At 69.2% G+C, this 24,753-nt stretch carries 20 protein-coding genes; 8 read left to right on the top strand and 12 right to left on the bottom strand.

The window, feature by feature from the left end:
- Positions 1-4: 4 nt before the first annotated feature.
- Both ON19_RS11035 and ON19_RS11030 read right to left on the bottom strand, forming a co-directional pair.
- Complete coding sequence (locus tag ON19_RS11035; RefSeq protein WP_043689773.1) at positions 5-604, bottom strand: class I SAM-dependent methyltransferase; 600 nt, start codon at positions 602-604, stop codon at positions 5-7.
- 56 nt (positions 605-660) lie between these two features.
- Positions 661-3,612, bottom strand: coding sequence for an acyl-CoA synthetase (locus ON19_RS11030; RefSeq protein WP_043689770.1), 2,952 nt, complete (start codon positions 3,610-3,612; stop codon positions 661-663).
- Positions 3,613-4,411: 799 nt separating this feature from the next.
- On the opposite strand from ON19_RS11030, the gene ON19_RS11020 reads away from it, so the two are divergent.
- The 5 genes from ON19_RS11020 to ON19_RS11000 all read left to right on the top strand — a co-directional run bounded on the left by ON19_RS11020 (position 4,412) and on the right by ON19_RS11000 (position 9,507).
- Positions 4,412-5,818, top strand: coding sequence for a family 2B encapsulin nanocompartment shell protein (locus ON19_RS11020; RefSeq protein WP_043689766.1), 1,407 nt, complete (start codon positions 4,412-4,414; stop codon positions 5,816-5,818).
- Between the two features lie 14 nt (positions 5,819-5,832).
- A complete protein-coding gene (locus tag ON19_RS11015) occupies positions 5,833-7,365 on the top strand; it encodes a family 2 encapsulin nanocompartment cargo protein terpene cyclase (RefSeq protein WP_086006624.1) in 1,533 nt (510 codons plus the stop codon).
- A gap of 42 nt (positions 7,366-7,407) precedes the next feature.
- On the top strand, positions 7,408-8,280 hold the full coding sequence (locus tag ON19_RS11010; protein WP_043689763.1) for a geranyl diphosphate 2-C-methyltransferase: 873 nt from the start codon (positions 7,408-7,410) through the stop codon (positions 8,278-8,280).
- Positions 8,277-8,852, top strand: a complete 576-nt coding sequence (gene idi, locus ON19_RS11005) for an isopentenyl-diphosphate Delta-isomerase (RefSeq protein WP_043689760.1) — start codon at positions 8,277-8,279, stop codon at positions 8,850-8,852. Before ON19_RS11010 ends, idi begins: the two co-directional genes overlap by 4 nt.
- A 304-nt stretch (positions 8,853-9,156) precedes the next feature.
- Positions 9,157-9,507: a hypothetical protein gene (locus tag ON19_RS11000; protein WP_043689759.1), complete on the top strand. Its 351-nt coding sequence runs from the start codon at positions 9,157-9,159 to the stop codon at positions 9,505-9,507.
- A 71-nt stretch (positions 9,508-9,578) separates the two neighbouring features.
- Here ON19_RS11000 and ON19_RS10995 read toward each other — a convergent pair whose 3' ends face one another.
- The gene (locus tag ON19_RS10995; protein ID WP_043689758.1) at positions 9,579-10,301 is read right to left on the bottom strand and encodes a GntR family transcriptional regulator; all 723 of its coding nucleotides are present in this window, start codon (positions 10,299-10,301) and stop codon (positions 9,579-9,581) included.
- Between the two features lie 748 nt (positions 10,302-11,049).
- On the opposite strand from ON19_RS10995, the gene ON19_RS10990 reads away from it, so the two are divergent.
- Both ON19_RS10990 and ilvA read left to right on the top strand, forming a co-directional pair.
- Positions 11,050-12,219, top strand: coding sequence for a serine hydrolase domain-containing protein (locus tag ON19_RS10990; RefSeq protein WP_043689756.1), 1,170 nt, complete (start codon positions 11,050-11,052; stop codon positions 12,217-12,219).
- 30 nt (positions 12,220-12,249) lie between these two features.
- The gene (ilvA, locus tag ON19_RS10985; protein WP_051168729.1) at positions 12,250-13,470 is read left to right on the top strand and encodes a threonine ammonia-lyase; all 1,221 of its coding nucleotides are present in this window, start codon (positions 12,250-12,252) and stop codon (positions 13,468-13,470) included.
- 45 nt (positions 13,471-13,515) lie between these two features.
- On the opposite strand, the gene ON19_RS10980 is transcribed toward ilvA, so the two are convergent.
- On the bottom strand, positions 13,516-13,839 hold the full coding sequence (locus tag ON19_RS10980; RefSeq protein ID WP_043689791.1) for a DMT family transporter: 324 nt from the start codon (positions 13,837-13,839) through the stop codon (positions 13,516-13,518).
- A 122-nt stretch (positions 13,840-13,961) separates the two neighbouring features.
- Here ON19_RS10980 and ON19_RS10975 point away from each other — a divergent pair, with 122 nt between their 5' ends.
- Entirely contained in the window at positions 13,962-15,227 is a 1,266-nt protein-coding gene (locus ON19_RS10975; protein ID WP_157229652.1) for a cytochrome P450 family protein, read from the top strand.
- Between the two features lie 54 nt (positions 15,228-15,281).
- Here the strand turns inward: ON19_RS10975 and argH are convergent, their stop codons facing one another.
- The 8 genes from argH to argC all read right to left on the bottom strand — a co-directional run bounded on the left by argH (position 15,282) and on the right by argC (position 24,491).
- Positions 15,282-16,697: an argininosuccinate lyase gene (gene argH, locus ON19_RS10970; RefSeq protein ID WP_043689754.1), complete on the bottom strand. Its 1,416-nt coding sequence runs from the start codon at positions 16,695-16,697 to the stop codon at positions 15,282-15,284.
- Between the two features lie 392 nt (positions 16,698-17,089).
- Positions 17,090-18,292, bottom strand: coding sequence for an argininosuccinate synthase (locus tag ON19_RS10965; RefSeq protein ID WP_043689752.1), 1,203 nt, complete (start codon positions 18,290-18,292; stop codon positions 17,090-17,092).
- A 351-nt stretch (positions 18,293-18,643) separates the two neighbouring features.
- The gene (locus ON19_RS10960) at positions 18,644-19,144 is read right to left on the bottom strand and encodes an arginine repressor (RefSeq protein WP_043689751.1); all 501 of its coding nucleotides are present in this window, start codon (positions 19,142-19,144) and stop codon (positions 18,644-18,646) included.
- Positions 19,141-20,091 carry an ornithine carbamoyltransferase gene (gene argF / locus ON19_RS10955; protein ID WP_043689750.1) on the bottom strand — a complete coding sequence of 317 codons (951 nt, stop codon included), beginning with the start codon at positions 20,089-20,091 and terminating at the stop codon, positions 19,141-19,143. Before argF ends, ON19_RS10960 begins: the two co-directional genes overlap by 4 nt.
- Entirely contained in the window at positions 20,088-21,290 is a 1,203-nt protein-coding gene (locus tag ON19_RS10950; protein ID WP_043689749.1) for an acetylornithine transaminase, read from the bottom strand. Before ON19_RS10950 ends, argF begins: the two co-directional genes overlap by 4 nt.
- On the bottom strand, positions 21,287-22,222 hold the full coding sequence (gene argB / locus ON19_RS10945; protein WP_043689748.1) for an acetylglutamate kinase: 936 nt from the start codon (positions 22,220-22,222) through the stop codon (positions 21,287-21,289). Before argB ends, ON19_RS10950 begins: the two co-directional genes overlap by 4 nt.
- Positions 22,219-23,436, bottom strand: a complete 1,218-nt coding sequence (gene argJ, locus ON19_RS10940) for a bifunctional glutamate N-acetyltransferase/amino-acid acetyltransferase ArgJ (RefSeq protein ID WP_043689746.1) — start codon at positions 23,434-23,436, stop codon at positions 22,219-22,221. The genes argB and argJ overlap by 4 nt, the downstream gene beginning before the upstream one ends.
- Positions 23,433-24,491, bottom strand: coding sequence for an N-acetyl-gamma-glutamyl-phosphate reductase (gene argC, locus ON19_RS10935; protein WP_043689789.1), 1,059 nt, complete (start codon positions 24,489-24,491; stop codon positions 23,433-23,435). Before argC ends, argJ begins: the two co-directional genes overlap by 4 nt.
- Between the last annotated feature and the right edge of the window lie 262 nt (positions 24,492-24,753).

Here is a 24,753-nt window from a genome sequence, read left to right as displayed (position 1 = left end):
GGCGTCACGCGGTGAGCACGTAGAGCTTCTCCCGGCCGCCCGCGATGAGGGCCTGGCGGGCCACTCGCGGTTCGTACGCGGTGAAGAGCGCGTCCAGCGTCCGCTCCGTGAAACGGTGCGCCTGCTCGCCGTCGCCCGCGTCGGTGAACCGCTTGCCGATCGTGGCCAGGAGCGGGTTGTCGCTGGTCGCCAGGTTGCGGATCGGCTCGGCGACGATCACCTGCCGGGTGGCCGCGGCGAGCATCCGATCGATGAGGGGCTGCGGATCGGGGAGGAAGTGGTAAAGGCTGGCCTGCATGATGACGTAGTCGGCGGTGGGCAGCGCGTCCTCGGCACGTAAATTCCAGACTTCGCCCCGCCCGCCCGCTTCGTTCACCCGCGCGACGAAGCGCTCGTTGAGATCGAGCCCGATGTAGTCGACCGACTTGTGACGCAGATAACGGGTGTACAGCGTGGCCGGTCCGCAGCACAGGTCGACCACGCTCGCCCCCTGCGGGACCAGTTCCGCGATAGCGCGATACCGAGCCGTGTAGTGCTTGCCGTACAACCCACGCATCAGGACCTCGTAGACGGTCCCGTTGCGGTAAATGAGGCTCGTTCGCACAGACACTCACTATGCCATCGGTCGGTGAATCCGGCGCTTCGGCAACGTGAATCGAGTCAGTCACCCAGCAGCGTGCGCGCCTGGTCGTCGGTGAGGATCTCGTAGACGTCCGACGCGCGGTTGTACCACCAGGTGTCCGGCCCCGGTTCCGGACGGCCCGCCGCCTGCACCGCCCGGGCGGAGGGGCGGAAGGACGGGCTGCGCGGGATATCGTCCACCACGTACACCAGGTCGGGCCGCTGATCCGGTTCCAGTGCGCGCAACGCCTCGGTCACATCCTTCGGTTCCAGCCGGAAACCATCGCGCACGCTCACCGCCGCCGCCGCGAGGCAGTGGTCGCCGACGTTGAGTCCGAAGGTGACTTCCATGTCGACCGCGGTGATGTCGTTGAGCACGTCGACGATCGGCTGACCGAACACCGGCCCTCGGCGAGTGTGGATCACCGTGTCGGTGCGGTCGACCAGCCAGTAGTCGCCGTCGCCGTCGCGACGGAACAGATTCTCCGTCGGCATCCACGAGTCGCCCGCCGTGAAGACCCCGCGCAGCCCGCCCGCCGAGAGGTCGACGCCGTCGGAGGCTTTGCCGATCAGCAGACCCACCTCGTTGTCCGCGCAGCGCCGAGCGAAGCCGGATCCGTCGACCAGGATGCGTTCGGTGAGCGGGTCGAAGGCGACAAGCTCCACCTTCGCCGTGCCGGGAACCGGCCTGCCCTTGCACCCGCGCTTCACACCGGCCACATTCGCCAGCACCACGTCGCCTTCGATCGAGGCGTAGAACTCCAGCACCCGGGCGGGATCGAACTGCTCGACGGTACGCCGCCACAGCCCCGCGGGCATACCGGACCCGATGAACAACCGGATCGGGTGGCGATGGCCGGACGGGAACACCTCGGCGTCGAGGATGTCGCGCAGCATGGTCCAGGTGTAGGTGACCACCGTGACGCCGTAGCGGTGCACCTCCTCGGCGAAGCGCTCCGGGTCCAGCGACCTGGCCAGCGCGATCCGGCTTCCGCCCGCGACCGCCCCGCCGAGACTCACCAGCAACCCGGACGAATGATGCAGCGGCGCAAGGCAGTACACCGTGTCGCGGCGATCGAGATCGGCCGTGGTCGCGGTGCCGAAGGCCGACAGCGCCCAGCGATGGTTGGTGATGTACTTCGTCTCCAGCCGCTCGCCGGTGCCGGTGACGAGCACGAACGCCAGCTCCCGCGCCAAGCCCGGATCGGGCCGGTACCACGCGGGCACCCGCACCTGCGCCGGATCGATCTTCTCGAGGTCGATCAAACGGTCGCTCGCGGGCAGCGCGAGTTCGCGCGTGTCGCCACCGCCGAGCACCAGCACCTTGGCGCTGGTCGCGGCGGCCTGCCGCAGGTTCTCCGGATCGGAGATCAGGACCTCCACGCCGGTCAGCTCGATCGCGCGGCTCAGTTCGCTGTTCGGGGCCAGCAGTACCGCCACCGCGCCCAGTCGCGACAGCGCCGCGACGGAGGCCAGCGCGCTGGGCCGGGTCTCCATCACCACGCCGACCCGCATGGCGGGGCGCACGCCCACCGAGATGAGGCCGCGCACCACGTTGTCTATGCGCGTGTTGACCGCCGCGTTGGTGTGCACCCGGTCGTCGAACAGGAACAGGTCGCGCTGCGGCGCGCGCCGCGTCTGCTCGGCGAGCAACCGGCCGAGCGATACCCGGGTGTGCGGCTGGATCATGCCGAGGCGGGTCAGCCTGGGCAGTGCCCGCGCGGCTTCGCCGGCCAGCTCGATCGATCCGCGCACCGTGTTGTTCGCGATGCCCTCGAGCGCCTTGCCCACACCGGTGCCCGCCTCCGCGAGCGTCGCGGCGGTGTGCACCACCCGGGTCGCCGCCGACCGGGGGCGGTTGCTCGGCACGTGCTCGGTCATCGGCACGATCTCGGCAGGCAGCGGCTTGTCGCCGTTCATCCACTCGAGCCACTGCCGCACCAGCGGCCAGGTGTGGTTGGTGGCCGTGCTTCCGGCCACCAGCCCGAAGTGCCCGGCGACCAACGTCGCCTCGTAGACCTCCGCGTTCGGCGCGGCGCGCACGATGCCGCGCACCGCGGCGGGCTGTCCGATGTCGTCGACCTCGCCGACGAACGCCAGGATCGGGCATTTCAGCTCGGCCAGCGAGATCGGGTGGTCGCGGATCACGAAACCGCCGAGCATCAGCCGGTTGTGCGCGACGAACTGCTTGAGCAGATCCGCCGCGGCCGGGCCCGCGTAACCGACCCAGCCGTCGCTGTTGAGGAAGCGGCGCTGGCGCTCCTTCGGCAGCAGCGCCTCGCGGTCGTGCAGCTGCCGGAGGAAGTCGATCCTGGACTTGGCCGTCTTCACCGGGTCCAGCAGCTGGAAGCCGATCCGCACCATGGAGTCGGTGATCGGCAGCCGGGTGACCACGTGGTCGGCCAGGAAGTCGGCGACGTCGGAAACCATGCCGTAGGGCAGCCCGAACGGCATGCCCGCGACGATGTCGACCGGGCTGCCGAACGTCACGATGCTGTCCACGCCTTTGCCGTACCGGTAGGCGGCAGTCTGGTAGGCGAACATGCCGCCCTGCGAGTAGCCCATCAGATGCACGCCGCTGCCGGTGGCCTCGTTGACGGTGTCGATGGCGCTGTTGACGGCCAGCACGTGGTCGGCGAGGTCGCGTTGCCAGCCGCCCTCCTCACTCGCGGGCGAGCCGAAGTCGACGACCCAGCAGTCGACGCCGCCGCGGTGCAGGATGCCGACGGCGCCGTCTTCGGCGTTCACGTCCCAGATGTCGGCATTCACCATCAGCGGCGGCACCAGCAGGGCCACCGGGCGCCCCGGCGTGGTGTCGTCGGGGAAGTAATGGCGCAACCGGTACATGCGCCTGCGCTCCACTACCTCGAACGGAGACGACGCGACGTCGTGGGTCAGCCCGCCGAAGCGGATGACCTCCAGGCCGTTCTGCGCGGTCGCCATCAACCGCTGCACCGAGCCGACCACATCCTTCGCACTCAACTTCACCATCGCTCCTGGCCCCTACCCTAGAATGTGACCCGCATCACACGCTGCGAGGTGTTCAGACGAGCTTTCCATAACACCTGTCCATTATGTGTCCGCTGTGACACGTCACATGCCGGGTTGTCGCGGTCGGCCCGTTCGTGACATCGACCCACGCACCTGGGAACTGCCCGGCATCGACACGGATAGTACGGGCTCCGTCAGGACGCCATGGCCGCCCTACGGCTCCCCTCACGCGCACAGCACGCGGACCGGCAGCAGAGCGGGGCGTCGTGGATGCACTCGATCCCGGCGCGGTTGCGCGCCTCCGGCCCGGTCCATCCACCGGCTCGCACTACCGCCTTCCGGGCGCGGCGGCGTTCGCGGCGACGCGACATCGCCGCGGTGCGGTTCCGCCCGCCGCGGCCGTCGAACCATTCGAGATCCGCACGCACGGCATCCGCCCGAACCCATGTGGACGATGATGGGTCAACCGCTGCTAATTTCTAGCGACAACAAGGCAATTCGGGTCGTCGGCTCCGGATGCCACCCAGCGTTATTGCAATCGATCGCGTGTCGTAACCATCCGCGGCGCCTCGCGGTGATCTTCGAAATTCTCCTGTGCGCATCCGCTTTCGGCGTCTACGATCGATCACGTCTGGAACGCCATGGTGCGTAGGCAATTTCGTTCGATGAACTCTCCGCGGGCATGCCCGCTGCTGTTTGATGTGAACACCCAGCGACTCTGAATTATCGACGCCTCTGAATCAACCCTGCCCCAACCCGTCACCGTGTCTCGGTGGCCGTCTCGAGGTGAGGACCACGCATGACCATTGAAATGCCAGTCCAAACGGAAAACAACGCGCGCAAGAGCCTGAGTACCAGTACGGCCGGGCTGCTCGCGCACACCACCAAATCCGAACCGCAGATGCAGGGCATCAGCTCGCGCTGGCTCACCCGCGCGCTGCCGTGGACCCAGGTCAACGGCGGTGTGTATCGAGTGAACCGCCGCCTGACCCACACTGTGGGCAACGGCGAGGTGGAGTTCGTCATCGACGGCGGCACCGCCAAGGTCATTCCCTTGGAATTGCAGGAGCTTCCCGCACTGCGCGGCTTCGATGACGAGGAAGTGTTGCGCGGCCTCGCAGAGCGCTTCGAGCAGCGCGATCTCGAACCCGGAACTGTCGTAGCGGAATTCGGCAATCCCATGGATCAAATCCTGCTGATCGTGCACGGCAAATTGAGCAAGATCGGTTCGGGCGAGTACGGCGAGCAAACCAAGCTCGGTCTGCTGGGCGGCGGCGGCTACTTCGGTGACACAATCCTGACCGAGCCGTCCGCGATCTGGCCGGTGACCATCAAGACGGTCACGAAGACGACCCTGCTGGTTCTGCCGCGGCAATCGCTGACCGAGTTCGTCGACAGCGCGCCGGCACTGAGCGAGCAACTTTCCCGCGTCGCTTCCGCGCCCAGTCACCGCCAGAACAACAAAGGCGAGGCCGACATCGAGATCTCGTCGGGCCACGCCGGCGAGCCGCTGCTGGAAGGCACGTTCGTCGACTACGACGCCTCCCCCCGGCAGTACGAGCTCAGCCTGGCGCAGAGCGTGCTGCGCGTGCACACCCGGGTCGCCGACCTGTTCAACGACCCGATGAACCAGGTCGAACAGCAGCTGCGCCTGACCATCGAGGCGCTCTACGAACGGCGGGAATACGACCTGGTCAACAATCCCGATTTCGGTCTGCTGCACAACTGCGATCTGAAACAGCGCATCTACACCGAATCCGGCGCGCCCACCCCGGACGACCTGGACGAATTGCTCAGCATGCGCCGCAGCACGAAACTGTTTCTCGCACACCCGAAAGCGATCGCCGCGTTCGGTCGCGAATGCAGCAAGCGCGGACTCTACCCTGATCCGGTCGAGGTGGACGGCCACCGGGTTCCCGCATGGCGCGGCGTACCGATCTTCCCGTGCGGCAAGATCCCGATCAGCGACACCCAGACCACCTCGATCCTGGCCATGCGCACCGGCGAGAAGGACCAGGGCGTGATCGGACTGCACCAGACCGGGATTCCGGACGAATACGAGCCGAGCCTCAACGTGCGGTTCAAGGGCATCGACGACCAGTCGATCATCTCCTACCTGGTCAGCTGCTACTACTCGGCGGCCGTCCTGGTGCCGGACGCCCTCGGCGTGCTCGACAACGTCCTGGTCGCCCGGCAAGCGGACTGACCGGGGTGATGCGCATGTCGGTGCTCTCTCGCGCCGCGGCGGTGCAGGCTACCGATGAGGTCGCCGCGACCGTCGTCGCGCTGCTCACCAACACCCGGACGACCGCCCCCTCCGAGCTGTTTCCGGCGGACCCGCCCGGCCCGGACCTTCCGGCTCCAGACGAACAGGCGGGCACGGAACCCAGCCGCCTGCTCGGTCCGTCCGGCCTCGGCGCTGCCGCGCTGCTGCTTCCGGTTCGCGCCGGAGCACCCGCCACCCAACCGGCCGCGGTTCGCACCGCTACTCCGCCTACCGCCACCGGCGGCTCTGGTACAGCGGCGGAACCCGGCGACGTAGCGGGATCGATCGTCCAGGCGGGACGGCTGCGGTTACCGACGGCGCCGCGCATCCCTGCCGGGCCGACCGGGCTCGGCACGGCGTCGGCGTTCCTCGCAGCACCCGGCATCGCGGCACTCGTTCCACGAACCGGCCGCACCGAACCGGAATCCGCCGGCGGTCCCACGCGAATTCCACGAGGGCCGACCGGCCTGGGCACCACAGCGGCGCACCACGATCGACCCGATCCGATCCCGCCGCTGTACTGCCCACCACCACTGCGTGACGATCCCGTGCTCGCCGAGGCTGTCAACACCGGAATCGTGCAGTGGGCCAGGGACATCGGGTTGTACGAGGGACGGCTGGACGAGCTGCGCGACGCCGACTTCGGCCGGCTGATCATGCTCGCCCACCCGGACTGTGACGACGCGGACAAGCTGCTCGCGGCGGCGAAGTGCGCGGTCTCGGAATGGTCCGTGGACGACTACTACTGCGAGGAGGATGCCGACGACCGGGCCCCGGACGGCACCCCCTCCAGCGCCGAGGCGGAATTGGGTCCGCGGCTGGAACTGGCCGCCGCCGCCATGGATCCGGTGCATCTGCCCGCGCGTTACGCCGTCCAGCTCGAGGCGGCTCTGGAGGCGGATCCGATCCTGCGCGCGTTCCGCACCTCCTTCGACCATCTGGCTCGCTACGCCCGCCCGGCGCAGCTGGCCCGGCTGCGCACCGAGATCGCGGGCTGGTTCATCGCGCTCGGCGCGGAAGCGGGCTGGCGGGCAGCGGGACGGATGCCGCCGGTCTGGGAGTACCTGACCAACCGGCAACCGCACAGCTTCCTGCCGTGTATGGCGCCGACCGACGTACTCGGCGGCTACGAGTTGCAGGCCGCGGAGTACACCGATCCCGCGGTACGCCGCGTGGTCACCACGGCGGCCCTGGCCAGCCAGATGGTGAACGACCTGTATTCGATGGCGCGCGAGGATCTTTCGAACGGCAGGGAGTTCAATCTGCCGACCGTCCTCGCCGCCGAGGAGCGCTGCTCGCGCCGCGAGGCCGTGCTGCGCACGGCCGAGGTGCACGACGAGCTGGTGCATCGGTTCGAACGTGAGGCGGCGCCCTTGGCCGCAGCAGGTTCGCCGGAATTACGCCGCTTCCTCGCCGGCCTGTGGGCCTGGATGGGCGGCAACCGTGCCTGGCACGCCGACAGCAAACGCTATAGAGACCCGCACTGAAGCAAGAAAAGGCAGTACCGCACCGAGAGAGGATGATCGCGCATGACCATGCTCAACCCGGAGACCGGGACCGTTCTGCGTACCAGCTACCAGAAATCCGTCGCCGCGTACTGGAACAACAACCCGAACGACGACCGGGTCAACACCAAACTCGGTGAGGTCGACGGGCTCTACCACCATCACTACGGCATCGGCGATCCGGATCTGTCCGTGCTGACCGGCCCGGAGGACACCCGCGAGGAACGCATCGTCACCGAACTGCACCGCCTGGAAACCGCGCAGGCGGATTTCCTGCTCGACCACCTCGGCGACGTCCGTCCCGGCGACCGGCTGATGGACGGCGGCTCCGGCCGCGGCGGCACCAGCTTCATGGCCAATCAGCGCTTCGGCTGCCAGGTCGACGGCGTGACCATCTCCGAATACCAGGTCGGTTTCGCCAACGAACAGGCCGCCCATCGCGGCGTCGCGGACAAGGTGAAGTTCCACTTCCGCAACATGCTGGACACCGGGTTCGAGACCGGTTCCATGCGCGGCATCTGGACCAACGAGACCACCATGTACGTGGACCTGTTCGACCTGTTCGGCGAGTTCTCCCGCCTGCTGGAACCGGGCGGACGCTACGTGTGCGTCACCGGCTGCTCCAACGACGTCACCGGCGGCCGCTCGTCCTCGGTCAGCTGGATCGATGCGCATTACGGCTGCATGATCCATCCGCGCAGCGAGTACTTCCGCGCCATGGCCGAGAACGACCTGGTGCCGATCGCCGTGACCGAACTCACCGCGGCGACCATCCCCTACTGGGAGCTGCGCACGAAATCCGAGCTCGCCACCGGTGTCGAGAAGCCGTTCCTGACCGCGTACCGGGAGGGCAGCTTCCACTACCTGCTCATCGCCGCCGATAAGGTGAGCAGGTGACCGACACCCTCGCCCAGCAGTGCACCGACCGCGAGGCCCTGCCCGTCGAGCTCGTCGACGACGCGGGGCGCGCGGTCGGCGCGTGCTCGGTCGCGGAGGCCCACCTAGCCCCGGGACGACTGCATCGCGCGTTCTCCGTGTTGCTGTTCGACTCCGCGGGCCGGGTGCTGTTGCAGCAGCGTGCGGCGGTGAAGACCAGATTCCCGTCGCTATGGGCCAACACCTGCTGCGGCCACCCCGCACCCGGCGAACCGGTCACCACCGCGGCGGCGCTTCGCCTGACCGAGGAGATGGGCTTGGCCGGCACGCTCACCGAGGCGGGGATCTACCGCTACCACGCGGCGGACCTCCGCACCGGCCGCGTCGAGTCCGAATGGGATCACGTGCTGATCGGACGGCTGGATAGCGCGACCCCTCGTCCGGATCCGGCCGAGGTCGCCGACTATGCCTGGATCCAGCCGGACGCCTTACGCGACGCGCTGGCCGACAATCCGACGGCCTACACGCCGTGGCTGGCCGGAGTCCTCGACGTCGCCGAGCACGCATACGTCACGAAACCCTCGACACCCTGATCATCCGCGATTCCCGGCCCGAGGCAGCCGCGCGCATTCTCGGCTGCGCACAGTCGAGCGCGATGCCGACCCGGCTGCCTCGATCCGGCCTCGCGACGTCTTCGGCTTCCTCCTCGCGGCTTGTTGCCAGTCCGCATCCGAGCCTTTCCACTACGGTCGGTGGACAGATCACATCGATAGATGCGCATATCCGTGTAACACCATGGACAGAAACTGAGAGAACTCATAGGAACGGCACAGGCTTTGGCCAGGACCGTTCTGCATCGTTGAAGCTGTAGAAGTTCTCGGTGAAGTGAGGTGCGTGATGGTCGAGTTCGAGGTCACCGGAACGACGGTGACGGTGCACGTGCGCGGTACGCATCAACTGCTCGCGCTGCGTGATCAGGTCACCTTCGATTTGTCCGACATCACCGCGCTCGGCTTGGCCGGGGTCGACCGTCGCCCGCCGTGGGTGCGCGCGCCCGGCACATTCTTCCCGGGCGTGATCGCGGCTGGGACGTTCCGCGGCAAAGGCCGCAAGGAATTCTGGGACACCCGCTTCGACGGACATGCCATCCGTATCGACCTGGCGGGCGCCGATGTCACACGGCTCGTGGTCGACGTGGCCGACCCGGATGCCGAGCTGCGCAAACTCGCCACCGCCGCGGCCGCCTGATCGCTCAGGCGCCGAACGATCGCAGCGAGCCGGTGTACGGCTCGAGCGGCGGTGTGGCGAACTCTCCCCGGCTATTGCGCAGCAGATATATCTGCCGGCGCGAGCAGCCCGGTGTCGGTGGGCAGCGTCGTGATCACGGCCTCCAGCCTGCGATGGTGCTGTTCGGCGACGAGCAGCAGACGCTCGACGTCCCGGGCCAGGAACGCATCGAGCATCAGCGCGTGATCGGTGTGCAGCCGCACCCGGTCGGCCCGGCCGATGTGCACCATCGACTGCACCGGCTCGGTGACGTTCCACGCCGATTCGAGCATGTGCAGCAGCCGGAACAGCCGCGACGGCCGGGTCAGCGCGACATGGAAGCTGCGCGACCTGCGATGGTAGGCGACCGGGTCGTCGTCGCGAATCGCCTGCTCGAGGCTCGCGTTCACCTCCAGCAGCTCGGCGCGGTCGGCGGCGGAATGGTTCATGGCGGCCGCCGCGAGCGAAGCCGTCTCCAGCGTCTCTCGGACGATGTACATCTCGCGCAGTTCGGCGGCGGTCAGCTGAGCCACCACGTATCCGGCATGCGGCTCGTGCGTGACCAGTCCCTCCCCGATCAGGGTCTCGAGCGCCGCACGCACCGGAATATGGCTGACACCGAACAGTTCCGCCACCTCGCGCAGCGGAATGACGGTGCGGGGCGGCACCGCACCGTCGAGGATCACCCGGCGCAGTTCGCCGAGGATGATCCGCGGGCGGCCGGGTGCGTCGACAACCAACCTCGCGAGCAGCGCCGAACGTCGTCTCGGGGGCATGGCAACACGCTAGGCGAAGGGTGTTGCGTTTCCGGTCCTCCGTGTGACGGTCAGGAAACGTCTCACAGTACCGACCGGTCGCGTGGTGAGTGTGGTCGAACAGCATGACCGGCACCCCCGTTGGACTGAGTCCAGAATGTCTCGGCTCGCGGCATCGCTTGGACACCGAGCACTCACGTGTCGAGATCACGTCCCGCCGCAACACGTAAGGCGCACGCTGAGGTTTCAGCGCCGAAGACTCGGCCCGTCTCGGCCTCGGAAGATCCGCTGGCGGGGGTGTTCTGCCGCGGCGCGCACCGGTTCGACCGCAGGTTCGCGCGAAGCGAGACGTGGCATTGTCTGTTCGCGGCCGACTCGTGTCCGAGCAGCGGCCGCTGTCAGCTGAGCCCAACGAAGTCTCACTCGGCACCCGATCGGGATCCCGCACGAGATGCGTCCCCAGGCGATGAAGTCACTACCCCACGACCCCGCGAAACCGCACGCCGAGGTCACGGCACCGCGCAAGCCCAGGTAGCGAGGTTACGGCCACCGCGCAAGCCCAGGTGGCGAGTTACTGCCGGACGCCACCACACAGGCCCGACCGCCGGTTTCGAGCGAAGTGAGACCTAGCATTGTTTGTTCGCGGCCCGGCTCGCGTCCGAGTGGCCGCCGCGTAGGCGACGAAGGAGCAAGCGGTGGTCGCTCGGACGCGAGCCGGGCCGCGAACACGCCGCGACGAAGTCGCGGCAAATTGGATACAGAGGTTTCGATGACAGTTTCGGCAGGACAGTTCGTCGATCGGCGGTTCGCACGATTGGTCGCCGAGTTCGACCGGCTGTTCCGGCGGCCGTCCGACGGCGGCGGTGCGCTGGCGATCTATCTGCGCGGCGAGCCGGTAGTCGACGTCTGGGCCGGATATGCGCATCCCGACGTCCCATGGGCGCACGACACCGTCGCGATGGCGTATTCGACGGGCAAGGGTATCGCCAGCACGGTGGTGCACCGGTTGGCCGAGCGCGGGCTGATCGATTACGACGAGCCGCTCGCGACGTACTGGCCCGAGTTCGCGGCCGCGGGCAAGGATCGCATCAGCGTGCGGGAAATGCTGACGCACCGGGCCGGGCTGCACCGATTGCGTGGCCTGCTGCCGGGACCGATCGAGCGATTCTTCGACGACGACGCGGTCACCGCGGCGCTCGCGGCCGCCGCTCCCGATCCGCGGCACAAGGTGACCAGCGGCTACCACGGCATCACCTACGGGCACCTGGCCGCGGAGCTGGTGCGCCGGGTGACCGGAGCGGAATTCACCGATGTGCTGCGCACCGAGATCGCGCAACCGCTGGCGGCCGAAGAGCTCTGGTTCCGGGTGCCCGCCTCCGAACGCGGGCGCGTCGCCACGAATTTCCCGCGCCTGACGGTCGCGGGCATGAGCTGGGAGCGTGGCTCCCAACTGCTCGCCCGGACCCGATTCGCGGCCGCCGCCGACACCACCCCGGTGGGTTTCGCCGAACTGGTGGCCGACCCGCGCCTGCACGATTCGGTGATGCCGGGCCTCAACGGCGTCTTCTCCGCCCGTGCGCTGGCCCGCGTGTACGGCGCGCTCGCGGACGGCGGACAGCTGGACGGATACCAGTTGCTGCGCCCGGACACCATCGAGCAGATGACCAGGCGGCAAGTGTTCACCCCCGACTACGTGCTGGCCTTCCGCATCCCCTGGGCCCTCGGTTACCACGGCGTGCCGATGAAACCCTCCAAGGCCGAACCGATCTCGGCTTTCGGTCATTTCGGTCTCGGCGGCTCCGGCGGTTTCGCCGATCCGGCGACCGGTATGTCGCTCGGCTTCGTCACCAATCGCCTCGGCAGCAGGATCACCCCGCTCGGTGACGCCCGCCTGGCCCGGTTGGGCGCGCTGGCCCACAACCTCGCCCGAGCCGCCTGACCCGGCGTGACCGAGTGGCAGCATGGCGGTATGGAGTCGGTCGACATGTCCCGGATCGAGGCGGCCGCGCGACTGCTGGCCCCGGTGATCCGGCGTACCCCGCTGGTGGCGTCGCGGGTGCTGTCCGAGCGCGTGGGCGCCGACGTGTGGCTGAAGTGTGAGAACTTGCAGCGCACCGGATCGTTCAAGCCACGCGGCGCCTACAACCGGATCGCGAATCTGCCGCGGGAGGCACGGGAGCGCGGCGTCGTGGCCGCGAGCGCCGGGAACCATGCGCAGGGCGTCGCGTGGTCGGCGTCGTCGCTCGGCATCGCGTCCACGGTGTTCATGCCGGTCGGGGCGTCACTGCCGAAACTGATGGCGACCAAGGCGTACGGCGCGCAGGTGCGCCAGGTCGGCGAGACGATCGACGAATCACTGGATGCCGCACTGGATTTCGCCGACCGGACCGGTGCGACGCTGATCCACCCGTTCGACCATCCCGACATCGTGGCCGGTCAGGCCACCGTCGGCGTGGAGATCGGGGAGCAACTGCCCGAGGTCGGCACGGTGCTCGTCCCCACGGGCGGCGGTGGGCTCTTGGCCGGAGTCGCGGTCGCGCTGCGGCATTTGACGCCGAACGTGCGCGTCATCGGAGTCCAGGCGGCGGAAGCGGCCGCGTGGCCGGATTCGCTGGCGGCGGGCCGTCCGGTCCGCGTCGAGCGGATGTCGACGATGGCCGACGGCATCGCGGTCGGGCAACCGGGCATGGTGCCGTTCAGCGAAGTGGCCCAGCACGTTTCGCGCATCGTGACGGTGGACGAAGAGGCGCTGTCGCAGGCGTTGCTGCTGTGCCTGGAACGCGCGAAGCTGATCGTCGAGCCCGCGGGCGCCGCGGCGGTCGCCGCCCTGATGAGTCACGCGCCGGAGGAACTCGACCTGCGCGGGCCGGTCTGCGCGATCCTGTCCGGCGGCAACATCGACCCGTTGCTGCTGACCCGGGTGATCGGGCACGGTCTGAGCGCGGCGGGACGCTATCTCGCCGTGCGCGTGACGATCTCCGATCGTCCGGGCGCGCTGGGCGCACTGCTCGCGGTGATCGGTAAGACGGGCGCCAGTGTCGTGGACGTGGCGCATTCGCGCACCGGGACCTGGCTGGCGGTGGACGAGGTCGAAGTGGCGCTCACCCTGGAAACGCGCGGATCCGGCCACCGTGACGACGTGCTCACCGCACTCGCGAACGCCGGATACGCGGTCCGCGTATCGGATTGACCCGGCCGCCGTCGGCCGGCACGCGCCGAGTCCGCTGCGGCGAAGTCAGTGCGCGCCACCGACTTCCAAGGCCAGCACGCCGAGGATCACCAGCGCTATGCCACCGACCTGCACAAACGTCAACCGCTCGTCCAGGAACAGCACGCCGATCAGCGCGATCGCCGCGACGCCGACCGCCGACCAGATGCCGTAGGCGACCCCGATCGGCATGCCCCGTTTCAACGCCTGGGCCAGGAAGAAGAACGCCGCGCAGTAACCGACGACCACCACGATCGAGGGGACCAGCTTGGTGAAACCCTCGGAGAGTTTGAGCGAAACGGTCGCGGTCACCTCGGAGGCGATGGCCAAAGCGAGCAGGAGCAAGGTCATTTCCGCAGCGTAGCCAGAGCCGCGGCGTGCGCACAGCCGCAGCTGTCCGTGGGCGCAGCCGCTCCCCAGCACGGGGAACCGCGTTCCCGTGGCCGCGATCACCGCATCGATACGATCGGCCGATGCATAGCTCGGCCGTTGCGGTAACCGGTTTTCCCTTCGATGAAGTGACCTGCAACGAGTTGCCGTATGCCGAGCGCGACGAACGGTATCGGCGTTTGCACGACTGGCCGGAGCCGAGTTACGCGCACCGGTCCGGGCTGCGCATGATCTGGAAATACGCCGACGTGCGCGAGGTGCTGGAGGCCACGACGCCGGGCATCTCCACTGCGAATTCGCTGGACCCGCTGGTCGGCTACGCGCGTATCGCGGCGACACCGCGAGCCGTCCCGCATTTCCTCCGGCACCTGGTTCCGCCACCCGCGAAAGCGACCGCCAACCTCGCCGACGACCGGTTGCACAAGCGCGTGTGGAACACAATGGCCGGACCGTCGGGGCATTTCACCATCTCCCCGGCCGATCGGCCCGCCCGGGTCGCGGTGATGGTCGAGCACTTCCACGAGGCAGTGCGAGACGCGGGATTCCGGCCCGGCTCGCCGTTGGACGTGACCGCGCTATCGATCGGCTACGCCGCAAGGACCGTCGGTGCGGCGGTCGGCCTGCCCGCGGCGGACTGGCCGCACGTGGCCGCCTGGAGCGGAGCGCAATCGGGACTGCTCGGCCGGGTGCTGCGCGGACGGGAACTGGCCGACGCGGTGAGCGCGCTCGGCTGGTTGTTCACCGTGAGCGGCAAAGCGGTGCGGGAGGGCCGGGGCAGTGAGGCGCCCGGATTCGCGCGCAGGCTCCGCGACGCCGGGCTCTCCCATCGGATCGCGGTGTCGGCCATGGCTAATTCGCTCGCCGCCGGAGTGCACACGGTGAGCGGCAGCATCCAGCAGGGCGTCCAGCGATTGCTCGGCGATCCGGACCGGGCCTGGTGGGACCTGCTCACCGAAACGGAGGGCGGCACACGGGTCGCGGCGAAGACCCTGCAGCTCGATCCCGGCCTGGTCGCGTGGAAGCGTCAGGCCAGGAAGCCGGTCGTGCTGTCCAGCGGCACGCGGCTGCCCGCCGGACCGGTGCTGGTGCTGTTCGCCGCGGCCAATCGGGATCCGGAGGTCTTCCCGGACTGCTTGGCACTGCACGGGACCGGGAAGCTGCCGTTGACCTTCGGGTTCGGGCGACATGTCTGTCCCGGCAAGAGCATGGCGACACTGGCCGTCGAGGTGTTTCTCCGGCAGCTGCACGAACTCGCGCCGGAAGCCGAGATCGTGCCGGATTCCGGCGGCACCGCCCGCCGTCGCCGCGATCTGCTGTTCAGCGGCGCCGACATCACCATCGCCGGATAGACCGATTCGCCACAGCTGTTCGCGGCCGACGGCATCCGGCGAGCCGGAGCGGATTCAGCCGAGCCAGGCCCGCGCCGCTGCCGCCGCCTCGCGCACTTCCGCCAGCTGCGCCGCGACCTGGACACCGGCCGTACCGCCCCGGGCGTCGCGAGACGCGATGGACCCCTGCACGGTGAGCACCTCGCGCACCTTTCCGGTCAGCGCCGGGTCGACGGCGGCGAACTCCTCGTCGGTGAGTTCATCGAGGCCGACGCCGCGAGCTTCCGCGGCGCGCACGCACGCGCCCGCCGCCTCGTGCGCGACCCGGAACGGAACGCCCTGCCGGACGAGCCATTCGGCGATATCGGTGGCCAGCGTGAAACCGGCGGGCGCGAGTTCGGCCATGCGGTCGGTGTGGAAGGTCAGCGTGGACACCAGGCCCGCGATGGCGGGCAGCAGGAGTTCGAGTTGCGCGACCGAGTCGAACAGGGGTTCTTTGTCTTCCTGCAGGTCACGGTTATACGCCAGCGGTTGCGCCTTCAGAGTGGCCAGCAGGCCGGTGAGGTTGCCGATCAGCCTGCCCGCCTTGCCGCGGGTGAGCTCGGAGACGTCCGGATTCTTCTTCTGCGGCATGATCGACGAGCCGGTCGACCAGGCGTCGGCCAGGGTGACATAGCCGAATTCCGGGGTGCTCCACAGGATCACCTCTTCGGCCATGCGGCTCAGGTCGACGCCGATCATGGCCAGCACGAACGCGGCTTCGGCGGCGAAGTCCCGCGCCGACGTGGCGTCGATCGAGTTCGCGGCGGACGCGTCGAAATCCAGTTCGGCGGCGATCGCCTCGGGATCGAGTCCGAGCGAGGAGCCCGCCAGCGCGCCGGAACCATAGGGCGACACGGCCGCGCGGCGGTCGAAGTCGCGCAGCCGGTCGAGATCGCGCAGCAGCGGGTGGGCGTGCGCGAGCAGGTGGTGGGCCAGCAGCACGGGCTGCGCCGCCTGGAGATGCGTCTTGCCCGGCATCACCGCCTCCGGGTGCGCGGCGGCCTGCTCGACCAGCGCGTCGACCACCGCCAACACGCCCGCGGCCACCCGGCGCACGCCATCGCGCAGCCACATCCGGAACAGCGTGGCCACCTGGTCGTTGCGCGAACGCCCCGCCCGCAACCGGCCACCGAGCTCCGCGCCGACCCGCTCGATCAGGCCGCGTTCCAGCGCGCCGTGCACGTCCTCGTCCGACTCGGCGGGGCCGAACGCACCCGAGGCCACGTCCGCCGCGAGGCGATCCAGGCCGTCCAGCATGCCCCCGAGATCAGTTTCCGAGAGCAGGCCCGCCTTGTGCAGCACGCGCGCGTGCGCCTTCGAGGCACGGATGTCGTAGGGGGCCAGCGCCCAGTCGAAGTGCGTCGACTTGCTCAGCGCGGCCATGGCCTCGGCCGGTCCGGAGGCGAATCGCCCGCCCCAGAGCGCGCCTCGGTTCGTGCTGCCGCTCATGTGCTGTTCCGCCTCTCCGGGTCTTTAGGCCGTACTAGTTGGGTGGGTGGTGATTTGCATTCAGGTCCTGCGTGGGGTGTCGCTCGGGTTTTGGGCGTACCCGGGGAGTTACCCATGTTCTTGCGAGATCAGTTGTTGCGTTGTTTTGGGGAGATCAATTGTTGCGTTCGTGCTCGACGCGACTGGTCGGAGGGTAGTTGCTCGACGTCGTCTATCGAGAACAGCCGTCTCGCGCGCTCGAGCAAATGCGCGCGCAACCCGGCGTACGGGTTGCTTTCGGGGCGACGCACTGCGGCCGTTCGGTGCACCACACCGGTGGCCGACTCGAGACCAGGACCGCGCGGGAGCCGTCGGCGTGCCGGTGCCGGGTCGGGCACCGGCACGCGCGGCGGTTACTTCTGGTTCAGGTCGCGGCGGGCGGCGACCTTGGAGGACAGGCCGTGGATCTGCACGAAGCCCTTGGCCAGCGACTGGTCGAAGGTGTCGCCCTCGTCGTAGGTGGCCAGGTTGAAGTCGTAGAGCGACTGCTCCGAGCGGCGGCCGTTGACCACGGCCGAGCCGCCGTGCAGGACCATCCGGATGTCACCGGAGACGTGCTGCTGGGTGTCGCCGATGAAGGCGTCCAGTGCCCGCTTGAGCGGGGAGAACCACAGGCCGTCGTAGGCCAGCTCGCCCCAGCGCTGCTCGACCTGCCGCTTGTAGCGGCCCAGTTCGCGCTCGATGGTGACGTGCTCCAGCGCCTGGTGCGCGGTGATCAGCGCGATGGCGCCCGGAGCCTCGTAGATCTCCCGGCTCTTGATGCCGACCAGGCGGTCCTCGACCATGTCCAGCCGGCCGATGCCCTGGCGGCCCGCGCGGTGGTTCAGCTCGACGATCGCCTCCAGCACGCTGACCGGGCGGCCGTCGATGGCCACCGGCACACCCTTGTCGAAGGTGACGATGAGTTCGTCCGGGGCTTCGAAGTTGACGGTCGGGTCGGAGGTGTAGTCGTAGACGTCCTTGGTCGGGGCGTTCCACAGATCCTCGAGGAACCCGGTCTCCACCGCGCGGCCCCAGACGTTCTGGTCGATGGAGAACGGCGACTTCTTGGTCACGTTGATCGGCAGCGAGTTCTCCTCGGCGAAGGCGATGGCCTTCTCCCGGGTCCACGCGTAGTCCCGGACCGGGGCGATCACGTTGAGGTCCGGTGCGAGCGCGCCGATGCCGACCTCGAAGCGGACCTGGTCGTTGCCCTTGCCGGTGCAGCCGTGCGCGACCGTGGTCGCGCCGTGGAACTTGGCCGCCTCGACCAGATGCTTGACGATGAGCGGACGGCTGATCGCCGACACCAGCGGGTACTGGCCCATGTACAGCGCGTTGGCCTGGATGGTGGGCAGGCAGTACTGGTCGGCGAACTCGTCGCGGGCGTCGATCACGATCGCCTCGACCGCGCCGCAGTCCAGGGCGCGCTGACGCACCACGTTCATGTCCTCGCCGCCCTGGCCGAGGTCGATGGCCACGGCCACCACTTCGGCGCCGGTCTCCTTGCCGATCCAGCTGATCGCGACGGAGGTGTCCAGCCCACCGGAGTAGGCGAGTACGACGCGCTCGGACATGTTCTGTGTGCTCCTCGATGTTTCGTGTGCGTGATACGGACCGGCTTCCCGCCACAGCGGCCCGCACGTCCTGCAAATGATTATGCACGACGATGCAAGCCCATTCATAATCGGGTGGGCGTCGCCCTGCGCTGGGACAACAGCTCCTCATACACCCTCGCACAGACACCGTCCTCCGCGCTCGCGACGCATGCCCGCCGGCGAAAAGAGGCCAGCGCCGCGACCCGGGCCCCAGGAAGCGCCGCGAAACGCTCGCCGACTCAGCCGTGTTCGAGCCGCGCGCGTCGCCGGACGGATTTCCGCGCAGAAAAACCCGCCGTCGGGCGGGAAGCCGCCTCCGGTGCGCCCGGCTCAGGCGAGCTGTTCGATCTTCGCGGCTACTTCGGCCCCGGTCAGCGGCTCGCGGGCGATGACGGCGATGGTGTCGTCGCCCGCGATGGTGCCGACGATGTACGGCAGTGCGGCGCGGTCGAGGGCGCTGGCCAGGTAGTGCGCGGCGCCGGGCGGGGTGCGCAGGACCGCGATGCTGCCGCTGGCGTCGGTGGAGACCAGCAGGTCGCCGAGCAGCTTGGACAATCGGTCGGTGCCGCCGATGACGCCGCGGACGGGGCTGCCGTCCTCGGGCACCACGTAGACGCCCGCACCGCCGTCGGCGGCGCGTAGCTTCACCGCACCCAGTTCGTCCAGATCCCGCGACAGCGTCGCCTGGGTGGTCTCGATTCCCTCGGCCGCGAGCAGCGCCGCCAGCTCGGTCTGGCTGCGCACCGCGTGTGCCGTCAGCAGTTCGATGATGCGCGACTGCCGTCCGGCGCGGGTGCGCGCGATGGCCGGACCGCTTCTGACCTCGGTCACGTCGCTCTCCCGGATCGTCGCTCTAGCAGCCAGACCAGCAGCGCCTTCTGGGCGTGCAGGCGGTTCTCCGCCTCGTCCCACACCACGCTGTGCGGCCCGTCGAGCACCTCGTCGGTGACCTCGTCGCCGCGGTGCGCGGGAAGACAGTGCAGCACGACGACATCCGGCTTGGCGTGCGCGAGCAACTCGGCGTTGAGCTGGAACGGCCGGAACGGACCGACCCGGTCCAGACCGTCGTTCTCCTGCCCCATGGAGGTCCAGGTATCGGTGACCAGGGCATCGGCGCCCCACGCGGCGGCGATCGGATCACTGGTCAGCGTGATGGCGGCGCCGGTCTCGGCGGCCCGCTTGCGCGCGGCCCCCACGACCCACGGCTGCGGCTCGAACCCGGCGGGTGACGCGATCGTCACGTTCAGCCCCGCGGTGACGCCGCCGAGCAGCAGCGAGTGTGCCATGTTGTTGGCTCCGTCGCCGAAGTAGGCGAGTTCACGTCCGGTCAGGTCGCCCTTGTGCTCGGCGAGCGTCTGCAGGTCCGCGAGCACCTGGCACGGATGGAACTCGTTGGACAGCGCGTTGACCACCGGCACCGTGGCGGTGGCGGCCATTTCGTCCAGCCGGGACTGCTCGAACGTGCGCCACACGATGGCGTCGACGTACCGGGACAGCACCCGGCCGGTGTCGCCGAGCGTCTCCTCCCGGCCCAGCTGGGTGTCGCGGCCGTCGACGACCACCGCGTGCCCGCCGAGCTGGGCGATGCCCATCTCGAAGGAGAATCGGGTGCGGGTGGAGTTCTTCTCGAAGATCACGCCGACGCCGCGCGGGCCGTCCAGCGGGCGCCGCGCGAACGGCGCCTTCTTGAGTTCGGCGGCGAGCGCGAGGATCTCGGCCTGCTCGGCCGGGCTGACGTCGTCGTCACGCAGGAAGTGCCGCACTGGCTGGGACGTCATTGCGCCGCAGCCCCTTTCGCGTCCGCGAGCACGCTGTCGAGGATCTCCGGCAGGTCGGCGACGAAGTTGTCGGCCTGGGTCTCGGTGAGCACCAGCGGCGGCGCCAGCCGGATCACGTCCGGTTTGGCCGGGTTGACGAGGTAGCCCGCCTCCCGAGCCCGTGCCTCCACCTGAGCGGAGACCTCGTCGGTGAGCACGATGCCCAGCAGCAGGCCCGCACCGCGCACCTGATCGATGAGCGGGTGCTCCAACAGCTCGATGCCGTCGCTGAGCCGCTTGCCGACCGACTCGACGTGCGAGAGCAGGTCGGTCTCGTCGATCGTGCGCAGCACCGCGAGCGCCGCCGCCGCGCACACCGGGTTGCCGCCGAAGGTGGTGCCGTGCAGACCGGGTGTGAGCAGATCGGCCGCCCGCCCGTTCGCCAGCACCGCGCCGATGGGCAGTCCGCCGCCGAGCCCCTTGGCCAGGGTGATCACGTCCGGCACGATGCCGACGGCCTGGTGGGCGTAGAACTTTCCGGTCCGGCCGATGCCGGTCTGCACCTCGTCCAGCACCAGCAGCGCCCCCTTGCGGGCGGTGATCTCGCGTGCCTTGGCGAGGTAGTCGAACGGCGGTACCACCACACCGCTCTCCCCCATGATCGGCTCGAGGAACACCGCGGCGGTGTCCTCGTCGACCACGGCGTCCAGCGCCGCGGCGTCGCCGTAGGGCACGTGCACGACACCGGGCGGCATCGGTTCGAAGGGGGTCCGCTTGGACGGCTGGCCGGTGAGGGCCAGCGCGCCCATGGTGCGGCCGTGGAAGGCCTCCTCGCACGCGACGATCTTGTGCCGCCCGGTCAGCCGGGCGATCTTGAACGCCGCCTCGACGGCCTCGGTGCCGGAATTGCAGAAGAACGCCCGGCCCTCGCCGTCGCCGAAGTGCGCGAGCAACCGCTCGGCCAGCTCGACGACCGGCTCGCTGGCATACAGATTCGACACGTGCCCGAGCGTGCCGAGCTGCTGGGTGACCGCCTCCAGGATGGCGGGATGGGCATGACCGAGGCTGTTGACCGCGATGCCGCCGAGGAAATCGACGTAGCGCTTGCCATCCGCGTCGTAGACCACGGCCCCCGCTCCGCGCACCAGCGCGACCTTCGGCGTGCCGTAGTTGTTCATCAGCGCGGCGGACCACCGCTTCTGCAGTTCAGCTGTGCTCATTGTTTCGTTCCGTCCGGTGCGCCGGACCCGCTCGGGATGAGCGGGGCGGGAGTCACCATCGTTCCGATTCCTTCTCCGGTGAACAGTTCCAGCAGCACGGCGTGCGGGACCCGACCGTCGATGACGTGCGCGGTCGGCACCCCTGCCGACACGGCGCGCAGGCAGGCTTCCATCTTGGGCACCATGCCCGCATCCAGGCGCGGGAGCAACTCGGCCAGCGCCGCCGTATCGATGCGGGAAGTCAGCGAGGACCGGTCCGGCCAGTTCGTGTAGAGGCCCTCGACGTCGGTGAGCACCACCAGTTTCTCGGCGCCGATGCCCTCGGCGAGCGCCGCGGCGGCGGTGTCGGCGTTGATGTTGTGCACCACGCCGTCGGCGTCCGGCGCGATGGTCGACACCACGGGGATGCGGCCCGCGCCGATCAGGTCGAGCACCGCGTCCGGGTTCACCTCGGTGACGTCGCCGACCAGGCCGATATCGGTGGGCTCGCCGTCCACCTCGACGGTGCGGCGGGTCGCGGTGAACAGCCCGGCGTCCTCACCGGAGATGCCGACCGCGAACGGGCCGTGCGAGTTGATCAGGCCGACCAGCTCGCGCCCGACCTGACCGAACAGCACCATCCGCACCACGTCCATCACCTCGGGAGTGGTCACCCGGAAGCCGCCGCGGAACTCGCCTTGCAGGCCGAGCTTTTTCAGCATCGCGCTGATCTGCGGGCCGCCGCCGTGCACCACCACCGGGTGCACGCCGACCGTGCGCAGGAACGCCATATCGGCGGCGAAGGCCTGCTTCAAATGCTCGTCGACCATGGCGTTGCCGCCGTACTTCACGACGACGACCTTGTCCCGGAACTTCTGCAGCCACGGCAGGGCATCGGCCAGGACATGCGCTTTGTCCAGGGCGGAGAGCCTGTGCAACACCTCACTGGTCATGAGCTGTAGGCCGAGTTCTCTTCGACGTAACCGTGCGAGAGGTCGGTGGTGCGGATGGTCGCGTTCGCCGAGCCGACGTGCAGTTCGATCAGCACCTCGATGTCGGTGCCGGACAGGTCGACCGCGCGTGCGCCGGGCGCGCCGACCCCGTCGACGCACACCGGCTTGCCGTTGAACGACACCGAGATCCGATTCGGATCGAGCGTGACCGGAGCCATGCCGACCGCGGCCAGCACGCGACCCCAGTTCGGGTCGGACCCGAACAGCGCCGTCTTGACCAAGCTGTCGCGGGCGACGGTGCGCGCCGCGGTCACGGCCTCGTCCTCGGTGGCCGCGCCCGCGACGGTGACCAGCACCCGCTTGGTCACGCCCTCGGCGTCGGCCATCAGCTGGGCGGCCAGATCGTCGCAGACCGCGAGCACGGCGGCGTCGAGTTCCTCCTGGCTGGGGGTGACCTCGCTGGCGCCGCTGGCCAGCAGCAGCACCGTGTCGTTGGTGGAGCAGGAGCCGTCCACGTCGAGCCGGTCGAAGGTGCGCGCGGTGGCGTTGCGCAGGGCCTGGTCGAGCTGGTCGGCGGTGACCGCCGCGTCGGTGGTGAGCACCACCAGCATGGTCGCCAGCGACGGGGCCAGCATGCCCGCGCCCTTGGCCATGCCGCCGACGTTCCACTTGTCGCGATGGTGGAAGGCCGCCTCTTTCGGCACGGTGTCGGTGGTCATGATGGCCCAGGCGGCATCGGAGCCGCCGGACAGACCGCCACCCATCTCGTGCACGATCTCGGTGACGGCGGGGATGAGCTTGTCCATCGGGAGCCGGTCGCCGATCAGACCGGTCGAGCAGACCGCGATCTCGCCCGCGCCGGTCTCGGTGCCCCAGTTGCTCAGGGCGGCGGCCAGTTCCTCGGCGGTCTGGTGCGTGTCCTGGAAGCCGCCCGGTCCGGTGCAGGCGTTGGCGCCGCCGGAGTTCAGGATCACCGCGCGCAAGCGCTTGCCGGTCAGCACCTGCTGTGACCACAGCACCGGAGCGGCCTTCACTTTGTTGCGGGTGAACACGCCCGCGGCCGGGTATTCCGGCCCCTCGTTGAACACCAGCGCCAGATCCGGCTTGCCGCTGGCCTTGATCCCCGCGGCGATGCCCGCCGCGCGGAAGCCGAGCGGTGCGGTCACGCCCTGGGTCCGGACCAGCTTGCCGCTGGCGATGTCGGCTGTCGTCACGGTGCCACTCCTACGGTGGAAAGTCCTGCGGTCTCGTCGAATCCGAGGGCCAGGTTCATCGATTGCACCGCGGCGCCCGCGGTGCCCTTGGTCAAGTTGTCGATCGCGCCGATCACCACGAGCAGGCCCGCGTCGGCGTCCACCGCCACCTGCAGGGTGACGGCGTTGGAGCCGAGCACCGAACCGGTCTGCGGCAGCACGCCCTCCGGCAGCAGGTGCACGAAAGGCTCGTCGGCATAGGCTTTTTCGTAGACGGCACGGGCCTGCGCGGCGTCGACCCGAGTCGGCGCGGTGCAGGTGGCGAGGATGCCGCGCGGCATCGGCGCGAGCACCGGAGTGAACGACACCGCGACCTCGGCGCCGCCCGCGGCGGCGAGGTTCTGCGCGATCTCCGGCGTGTGCCGGTGCGCGCCCGCGATGCCGTAGGCCCGCGCCGAGCCCATCACCTCCGACCCCAGCAGCCCGATATCCAGCTTGCGGCCCGCGCCGGACGCGCCGCTCACCGCGACCACGTGCACGGCGGGCTCCACGATGCCCGCGGCGACGGCGGGAGCCAGCGCGAGGCTGGCGACGGTCGGATAGCAGCCGGGGACCGCGATCCGGGTGGCACCGCGCAGCTTCTCCCGGCCGCCGGGCAGTTCGGGCAAGCCGTAGGGCCAGCTGCCCGCGTGCGGGCTGCCGTAGTATTTCTCCCAGACCTCCGGGTCGGTGAGCCGGAAGTCGGCGCCGCAGTCGATGATCACCGTGGACTCGGGCAATTCGGCGGCGATGCCCCCCGACTGGCCGTGCGGCAGACCGAGGAAGACCACGTCGTGGCCGGCCAGTTCGGCGGTGGTGGTCGGCGCGAGCACTCGATCGGCCAGCGGCAGCAGATGCGGCTGCAACTCCCCCAGTGCGGTGCCCGCGTTCGAGCCCGCGGTCAGCGCCCCGATGACGAGGCGCCCGGTTCGGTAGGCCGGATGCCCCAGCAGCAGACGCAACACTTCGCCGCCCGCGTACCCGCTGGCACCGGCTACCGCGACCCGCACGACGGGCCCGACCGAGGAATCAACCATGTGATGATTATGCATGACCATGCAAGCTCATTCACAGCCTGGGTTGCCGCGCCCGGTCACGACCACCTGATACCCGCCGCCTCGGCGACCAAACCGCGCGACCGGGACGTCGGCGCGAGCGGCCCCGGCCACGGCTCAGCGCAGCACCGCCGGGTCGATGCCCAGCGCTTCGGCCAGCCCGGCTTCGCCCCGCGCGGTGACCCGAACGGCACGGCCGCTACCGACGCCCTCGACCCACGCCAGCTCTTTCAGACGGCGGCAC

Source organism: Nocardia abscessus NBRC 100374 (genome assembly GCF_000308455.1).
In the GTDB taxonomy this organism is placed as follows: Bacteria; Actinomycetota; Actinomycetes; order Mycobacteriales; family Mycobacteriaceae; genus Nocardia; species Nocardia abscessus.
The sequence above is the reverse complement of the archived record's forward strand: the minus strand, read 5'-3'. Positions and strand labels throughout refer to the sequence as shown.